The organism is Xenorhabdus sp. IM139775, assembly GCF_028598745.1.
In the GTDB taxonomy this organism is placed as follows: Bacteria; Pseudomonadota; Gammaproteobacteria; order Enterobacterales; family Enterobacteriaceae; genus Xenorhabdus.
Map to the genome: position 1 here is coordinate 1 of NZ_JAQRFK010000095.1, position 8,936 is coordinate 8,936.

The 8,936-nt window shown below is 33.8% G+C and carries 4 protein-coding genes; 1 reads left to right on the forward strand and 3 read right to left on the reverse strand.

The features are described from left to right. The first annotated feature begins 154 nt into the window (after positions 1-154). Positions 155-4,972 carry an inverse autotransporter beta domain-containing protein gene (locus PSI17_RS14990; protein ID WP_273552742.1) on the forward strand — a complete coding sequence of 1,606 codons (4,818 nt, stop codon included), beginning with the start codon at positions 155-157 and terminating at the stop codon, positions 4,970-4,972. Positions 4,973-5,068: 96 nt separating this feature from the next. On the opposite strand, the gene PSI17_RS14995 is transcribed toward PSI17_RS14990, so the two are convergent. From PSI17_RS14995 to PSI17_RS15005, 3 genes are all read right to left on the reverse strand, one after another. Further along, positions 5,069-5,935, reverse strand: a complete 867-nt coding sequence (locus tag PSI17_RS14995) for an N-acyl homoserine lactonase (protein ID WP_273552743.1) — start codon at positions 5,933-5,935, stop codon at positions 5,069-5,071. A 148-nt stretch (positions 5,936-6,083) separates the two neighbouring features. Next, positions 6,084-7,115 (reverse strand): hypothetical protein, encoded by a 1,032-nt coding sequence (locus PSI17_RS15000; RefSeq protein WP_273552744.1) that lies wholly within the window; start codon positions 7,113-7,115, stop codon positions 6,084-6,086. A gap of 98 nt (positions 7,116-7,213) precedes the next feature. Next, positions 7,214-8,806: a hypothetical protein gene (locus tag PSI17_RS15005; protein ID WP_273552745.1), complete on the reverse strand. Its 1,593-nt coding sequence runs from the start codon at positions 8,804-8,806 to the stop codon at positions 7,214-7,216. Between the last annotated feature and the right edge of the window lie 130 nt (positions 8,807-8,936).

Sequence of the window (8,936 nt, forward strand, 5' to 3'; positions counted from 1 at the left end):
CGGGGCGCACATTGCACTTATTGTGTTAATCCAGCCTTTTTAGTGATTTTTTTGGGGAAATTATGAATAAGCACTATATATAAATAGGGTACGTGATTTTATCTTAGTTGAGATAGTATCAAAAGAAAGTTGTGTCTATTGGGATGCTTACATTATGAAATCATATCTTGTTAAGATTATTACTTTTTCCACGATTATTTATATGCTACTTATCTCTTCAAGCATTATAAGCGCCTTTGCTCATGAGAATGTAAATCATGAGAAGACAGATACATCCCGCGTAAATAATGTAAGCATCCAAACAAACGAATCAAATAAAAAGTTTCTAACTGCAAACATCAATAAAAAAACCGTAATACAAAATACAGATAATATGGCAGAACATGAATTACCTGATTACATCGCAAGAAATCTTCAGGCAGCAGGAAATCTTCTGTCATTATCCCCTTCAGAATTAGCCGAACAAGCCAAATCTTATGCCTTGAGTAAAGTTAACCGTACTATTGCCTCCGAAGCTCAAAAATGGCTATCCCAATTTAGTACAGCAAAAATTAACTTTGGTTTTGACAGAAAAGGCAGGCTGGAAAATAACTCAGTAGATCTGCTATTGCCTATTTACGATAATAAAGTCGACTGGCTCTTTTTTTCCCAATTAGGATATCGTAATAAAGATAGTCGGAATACTGTCAACCTCGGTTTAGGAGGACGTTATTTTTCTCAGAACTGGATGTATGGTCTGAATACTTTTTATGACTATGACATCACGGGTAAAAACAGGCGAGTGGGATTGGGAGGGGAGATTTGGGGAGACTATATTAAATTCTCCACCAACGCCTATTATCGATTAAGTGACTGGCAGATCTCGCAGGATTTTGAAAAGTATCATGAACGCCCTGCTAATGGCTACGACATCAACGGAGAATTCTTCCTACCTGCTTACCCGAATCTGGGAAGCAAATTTTCTTATGAGCAATACTTTGGCGACTACGTGACGTTATTTAACCGAAAGACCACGCAAAAAAATCCCATTCTGGCAAAAATAGGGATGACGTATACGCCAATTCCATTAATAACAATGGGTGTGGATTATAAACAAGGTGAAAGTGGTCAGAGTGAAGCACAATTTCAGGCAAACTTTAATCTCAGACTGGGTGTGCCATTGAGTACACAGTTATCACCGGATAACGTTGCATCAATGCGTACATTGACAGGCAGCCGTTATGATTTGGTAGATAGAAACAACGATATTGTGCTCGATCACCAGAAAATTGCGGTTGCAAAGTTTTCTATGCCGAAGACGATTGTGGGTTATAGCGGTGGCGTATTTGATATTCCGGTAAAATTTTTTACCGATGTCTCTGTTAAGGATTTCTACTGGACGATTACCGGAAACAGAAAGGAAACATTCGAAAAATCAGGAGGTAAGATTTCTTATCAATCAGGGAATATTCAGCTTACCTTTCCTAAATATCTACCCGGAGAAAATCAGGATGCAAATAATAGTTACACAGCTTTTGTTGATTTTAAATTAGCTAATCATGGGAAAACAGAACCAAAACAAATACAAATTATTGTTAAACCTTTTATGGTGCAAAAAAAGGAGGGAAACTCGCCTAACTTTATGCCACCCGGGCCTTTATCTACTTCTGGGGAAGCGGGTTATACCTTTAACCCTAAAATAACGTTTGATACACCTTATAATTCACATGTAGTTAAAAATATTACCTTTAATAAATTAAAATGGGTAACCGAACCGCCTTTTGATCATCGAAATAAATTAAAATTCCATCCTGGTGATGAATTTAATCAAGTAAAAACAGATGAAAACGGGAACTTATCCAAACAAGGTCATGTGATTCTAACGAGCGGTGAATATGTTGGAGATGTAAAAATTTACTTAATGATAGATAATCAACCAAAACAACTCGTAAATACAGTGAGATTCCATAAAGAAAATGTAAAATTAAAGCATAATCCTGTATCAAATAACGTATTGGTTTACGATACCTATCAATATACAGCCATAGCCATGGATGACAATGGCAAGCCAATAAAAGGGCAAAAAGTAGAGTGGGATTTTAAAGTAAAAAAAGGCTCAAAAGTTAAATTTACTTCTCAGGATGAAAAAACCGGTGAAGATGGAAAAGCTAACGCTACCTTGACGAGTTTAGATAAAGCAGAGGGAGTGGTTGTTTTTGTTACTATTAATGGACAAACCAAGTCAGATACAGAAGGTGTCAATTTTGACTGGCCGACAATTAATAAGCCAATATTCAACACAAATAAGCCTAATAATATAAACAATGCGGCTTTTCCAGGAGGAAGCTATGAACTGGTAGCAACCGTGGATGGTATGGATAGTGATAGTGGTGAAGAAAGGAAAAAACATATTGAATTTCAATGGAGTATTACTAACCCAAAAAATCTGGGAGATAGTGGTTTATCTTTATCTCCTTATTCAGGAATAGTAAAGGCAGATCCTACAGGGAAATTAAATATAGTGCTGAAAGGTTCGCCAGATAAACCGGCAGTAACCGGCATTACAGTTTGTGTTAATATCGTTAATGCGCCTGAGTCTCATCAATGCATTGATAATGTAGGATTTATTAATAAAATTTCACACGATTATTATGTCAAGAGTATTGAAGTTTTTCCTAAAGGAGATTTAACCGCTGACGGTACACAGCACTATCAATACACTGCCCTTATTGTCGATAAACAAGATAATGATAATCCAGCTAGAAAGAAAACGATTTCCGGAGTGAAATGGACGAAAGATAAAGATATTAAAGGGCTTATTTTGACAGGAACAAACGGTAATGTGCAAACAGATAATGCAGGAAAACTGACAGCAACACTGACCAGCACACAAAAAATAGACGATGTTCTGGTTTCATTATCTATTGAAAATCACGATAAAGTTAACGCTGAACGTGCAGTTTCTTTCAAACCAGAGCAGATAAAAAACGATTATTATGTCAAAAGCATTGACGTCTACCCTAAAGGAGATTTAACTGCTGATGGTAATCAACACTATCAATACACTGCCCTTATTGTCGATAAACAAGATAATGATAATCCAGCTAGGAAGAAAACGATTTCCGGCGTGAAATGGACGAAAGATAAAGATATTAAAGGGCTTATTTTGACAGGAACAAACGGTAATGTGCAAACAGATAATGCAGGAAAACTGACAGCAACACTGACCAGCACACAAAAAATAGATGATGTTCTGGTTTCATTATCTATTGAAAATAATGAGAAAGTTAACGCTGAACGGGCAGTTTCTTTTAAATCAGAGCAGATAAAGATCACATCTGCCCCACAAAAGAAACAATTAGTTTACGGTACTTATACTTATACAGTCACGGTCACGGGAGTTGATGGTCAGCCAGAGAAAGGAAAAGATGTACACTGGAACCTGATAGGAAATAATCCAAACGTCAGTTTAAAATCGGGCTCAACTAAAACAGATGAGCATGGTCAGGCGACAGCAACACTGACCAGTATAAATTCTAATGCAGAGTCAAATGTGATTGTCGAGGTACGTGTTGATGGGAATAAAAAGTCGGCAGATCCGGTAGACTTTGCATTGCCGATAATTCACAGTGTTGGTTTAGATAATACGAGCAATGGTTCTGTTTCTCCGGGCGATGATTATAACCTTATAGCGAGCGTATTGAATACGGAAGGAGGTGATATATATACGGGGAATAACCTAGAATTTATGTGGACTGTTCATCCGGAAAATGTTGGTCTGTCACTAGCCCCCGCCAAAGAAAATAGAGTATCTGGGGGAGAGTTGAAAACAAAGTTAAAGAGTGATGAAAAACATACTCCACCTAATACTATAGCTACAGTGTGTTTAGTCATTGCTGGATCGCCTAAACTCAGTGAAGAGCAAAAAAAACACCAATGTACTGAAGTTAAATTCAAAACGCCTCCTTTAAAAATTTATAGTCTTGATGTGGGTATTTATGATTCTCAAGGAAACTTTACGGCTTCAATTCCCAAGCCATTATTAGCTGACGGAAACAGTGCATACATATTTCGAGCTAAAATATTGCAGGGAAATACTCCATATTCTAATAAACCATTTAATTTTAGTCAGGAAGGTGGCTGGTCCAGAAATTATGAAAAAAAATTTTACGATGTAGGTTTAGAGGACCCCAAGAGAGACTCTAAAAAATATAGGGATAATTTTGATAAAACTGACGCCGATGGATATTTATATGCATCTTTAAAAAGTCAGGTGGGTATTGATGGTGTTAATGTAAAATTAATTCTTGATAAAAACTTAAGTAAAGTTAGCAATAATGTTAATTTCACTCCCGAAGTGAAAAAAGCAACACTACGTTTGTTTAATACTGCCAGTGACAGCTCTCCACCTGACTATAAAATTAATACAACTGTAGATCCTTCCCAACCTTTCCCTACTAATGCTTTTAGTACTGTAGGGGGGAATCTGTTAGATTCAAGCAATATTCCTATACGTAAATCTAACAGAAAGTTAACAAAATTTACTTCAACTGTCCAAAATATAACTGCTATTGATAATGATGGTGGAATATCTTTTCAAAACGTAGGTACAGCTGAATTAACTGCCGAAATAACGAATAATGATGATACAAAAGAAATATATACTTATACTACAGATGTTAAAAGGTATTTTAATCTGAACAATCAACAGTTTCAATTTGATACAAGCAATAGTTGTGAATCAAAGGGGCTTTACTCTCCTGATATAAATGACGTTATTGATGAGCCAAACAAAGAGCCGATTACATTAATGACAGAATTTCCAGATTTGAGTAAATGGAATTTGATTCCGATTTTTGGTACCGCTCATGATGGCTCTTTATTATTTTATGTTTTCGATGGATTAGACTATGCAGTTTATAACTCAACGTCAAATAATGTGACTAATTCTAATGGAGGATATGTAGTTTGCATGCTTAAATTAAAAACTTAACCTATTTCCACTTATCATGCGAATCCAAGAAAGATTAATAGTACGTTAATGGGACATTCCATTAACGTACTAACTTAAAGAGTAATATTGGCTAATTTAATTAAACTTAAGCTGATCTTCTTCATTGTAAGTGAAAGTTATTTTTTCATCAGATGATGAAGGAAATATTATTTTTACGATAGGTATTACAGTACCTGTAGATTGATAAAAATCTTTTTGATCATGCTGGGCATCTTGTAATCCCTCATTTTGATAAAAAAAGGCTTCTATAGGCAATGTATTTGGGATGTTCTGTTCCCAAACAGCTATAATCAACTCATTATTTGATGAAAAGTTAAGAATTGAATTAACTTTAAGGCCTTGCATAAATATACTTGCACTACCATCACCGGTCACATCAAAACCACATATTTCATTATTGTCGGGATAAGCTCCATATTTATCAATCCATTGTTGGGTTGTGGTAATATTTTGTTGTTGACAAGATCCTAAATTGGGATATCCGGTAGAAGAGCCGCACCCCTTATCCAATCGACCTTGTGTATTTCCATCGACAGGATAATAACAAAGAATTTCAATATTTATTTTTTCAGTATTGTCAAGGTTTTCAAGGTGTTCAATGTATGGAGAAAAAATATAACCATTATGATGTTCACTTGCTAATTCAATACTTTTAATATCAGATCTTAAATAAGAGAATGAAACTCCACCTAGTCTTTGAGCTCCTGGGCTTGGATTCCATGAATGATATGCATCTGATGCAACCGTCCCTCTTATGAGTATTCCAGAACATAAAAATACCGGAAGTCCATCATCTCCACAATTTATCTGATTATCAAAATATCTTTGGGTTAGTTTTTTTATAATATTATCTCCAGTATCTGAGTTAGCATTACCGATAAAGAATAATATACACATTATAATTTTTAGCGTAAAACTTATTTTGTTCATAAATGTTTTCATAAATTAAAATCCATAAATTATATATCCTATAAACTTCAAATTACATTTTGCAAAATAAAGGAAACTTATTATCTTCCCTCGGCGGGGAAGATAATAAATGCAGTTTGAATTACGATGAATATAAACAAATTAATTTCACTAATAACTTTTATAAAACTCGCCTTAATATTCGGGAAAAATCATATCTCACTCCTGGATTCATACTTCCGACTGCATAATCAATTAACACTATTGATCCTCTATTTTCGTTCACCCAATCTTCTGGAAGTTTTACACCCATTTGTTGTGGATCATCTACGGGTTTATAATTAGACTGTGTTTGAGATTTACCAACAGCCCTTATTTCTACTGAATCGGGAGGAGCCATGCCTTCATATTTAATAATTACATGAATTGTACCATCACCTCGATAAAAAAGTCTTGGTGCAGGTAAATTAAGTCTTTGCTTTTCAATCGTTAAAAAGAAAAACTCTGAATATTGTACAGAGGTATAATTATCATCTGTATTATTAATTTTAAACCAAAGTCGTGCCGTACTACCAATAGAATCGAGAAATTGCATTCTAGGAACATAGAATGTTAAAGGATTAATTTCGGTTACTTCTTGAATATTTGTTGAATATTGAGGTAAAAAAGAACCTTTCAGACCTTGCCACAAAACTTGAACATTTTGACCTAGTGTCATACCATCATACACAGGTACAATTATTTCTAATTCGTCTAATCTATAATAATCATCTTTTGTTAATAAAGTACCATTTTCTCTAGTAGCTTGTGGAACAGTTACAGTTTGCCGAACTTTAGGTTCAGATTCTCCATAAAATATCATAGTTACATCTGAAATATCAGATTTTGCTTCATTACCTGATAATAATTTTGTTACAATGTAATATCCATGATAGGTACGATCTTCTGAAAAATCATCTATAGAAAAAAGAACTTCAACAAATTTATCAGGATTTTCATTAAGTATTTTAGGAATTGAAGTTATAATATTACCAGTAATACTATCTTTTAAGTAACCTATAATTTCATCACCTTTAGTTTCAGTAAAATAATATGGAATTAACATTACTATATAAACAGTTCCTTGAGATTTTTGGGCATTTATATCAATTTCCCCATTTACTGCTTGTGGATATGAAGGAAGACTTAATGAATTATTAGTCATGGTTATCATATATATGTCCTATTTATAATAGTTGAGATAAAAGTAACCATATTTAAAATTATAAAATATAGTTACTTTGATTAAATAAAAATTAATAATTTAAATATTTAATTTACTTCTCCTGGCAGGACAGTATCTACATACACCTGCCATTTTTTACTATAATGTCCAGTACCTTCAGTCCCTTTGAAATAATCGATATATAGAGTGGCTGATCCACCGTACTCACTGGCTCCACCAAGATCCCTAAGTATATCGCTAGAAATCTCGATATGTCCTTTTGACGTAGTTTGACCTGCTGGTGCCGCAGGTAACTGAAGTGGAAACTTAAAGTTTAATTTACCCCTGTTAGATGAATTAACCGTCAATTGAATAGTGACGGTATCTCCGGGATTGACTTTAATCTTATTATTAGAATCAGCTTCAACTTCCACATAGAGAGCAGTTCCCCCATTAAACATATATTGACTAATTGTAGTGTAATTAATTATATCATTCATAGGTATAATATCATCTGGATTAAGTCCATGACTAGAATATACTGTGGGATATAAAAAAGTCCTTTCATTTACAGAAGGCCCGCTTGAATTCCACTCATATTTAAAATCAACTTCATAAGAATACAAAATATTTACAGCGCCTGTTGCAAGAATATAACCAAAGGTATTTTCTTTATCGGACATTGGAAATGCTGAATAGGGTAGTTTATAAGCATAGGTACCTAAATTCGCTACATCTGAAACTTGAGTATAGGTGTCTAATGCTTTACCGTTAACAGTAAATAGAATATAATCTGAATCTTTAGCTTGAGGATATTGTGGGATTTTGACACTAAAACTTGTTTCATGGTCTACAGGCGTTAAAACATCTCCATTGAGTTGTAATATATCAGGAGCGCCCGGATGTTCATCAAATTGAGCACTTATTGAATCTAAAATAAACAGGGGATCTTTGGAGGCATGCTTGGTTAAAAAACCATCTATCGAGCTATCCAGCCTTAATAAGGTCGCATTCCATTGTTGAGGAAATATATAAAATTTCAGATTACCCTGTGAATCTGTAATTAAATTAACATATTGATATTTTGAAAATTTATCAACGCTAACGGGTAAGTCATTACCATTAACATCCATCAACTTTACTCTTGATAAACTAGTTTGATCGTTTACCGATATATTAATACTTAAATTAGGGATTGCTTTACTTGAAGTATCTTTTACGGTTGTTGATATTAATACTCTATTAAGATTACTTAAAGCGGGTAAATTTGCACCAGTGGGTGTTTCGGTATAAATTTTATCTGAAGTTAATATCAAAGTATTTAAATCTATATCTGAAATTTTATATTTAAAATCTTGATCCTTATAACCAGTGTTTGTTGTTTTTACAGTGAAACTTTCAGTTTTACCTACAAGAGCTACGTCTGTACTAATTTTAACAAAAACAATAGCAGTAGCAGATTTAAGACTTGCATCTACTATAGTTACGGGGTTTGTAACAAATTCTATCCAATTACTCTTTGAAGTGATAGTTATAACATCTTTAGGTTTAAAATCTTTTGTCCCTCCCGATATTGTAATATTTAATTTTAAATTCTGACCACTGATAAGGGTTGCATTATTAGGAAACTGTGTACCATTATCCGTTGATATTGTTACCTTTTGTTGCTGAGTTGGTGTGCTTTGATTTGGATTCAACATAATTAAATACCCTCATTTATTAAAATAATAGTTTAATAATTAAATGGTATACTTTAAAAAATCAATTATAATATTTATAAGTCCTGTAATAAAAATTAATATCGGATATACGAAACGATTTTAAGACAGG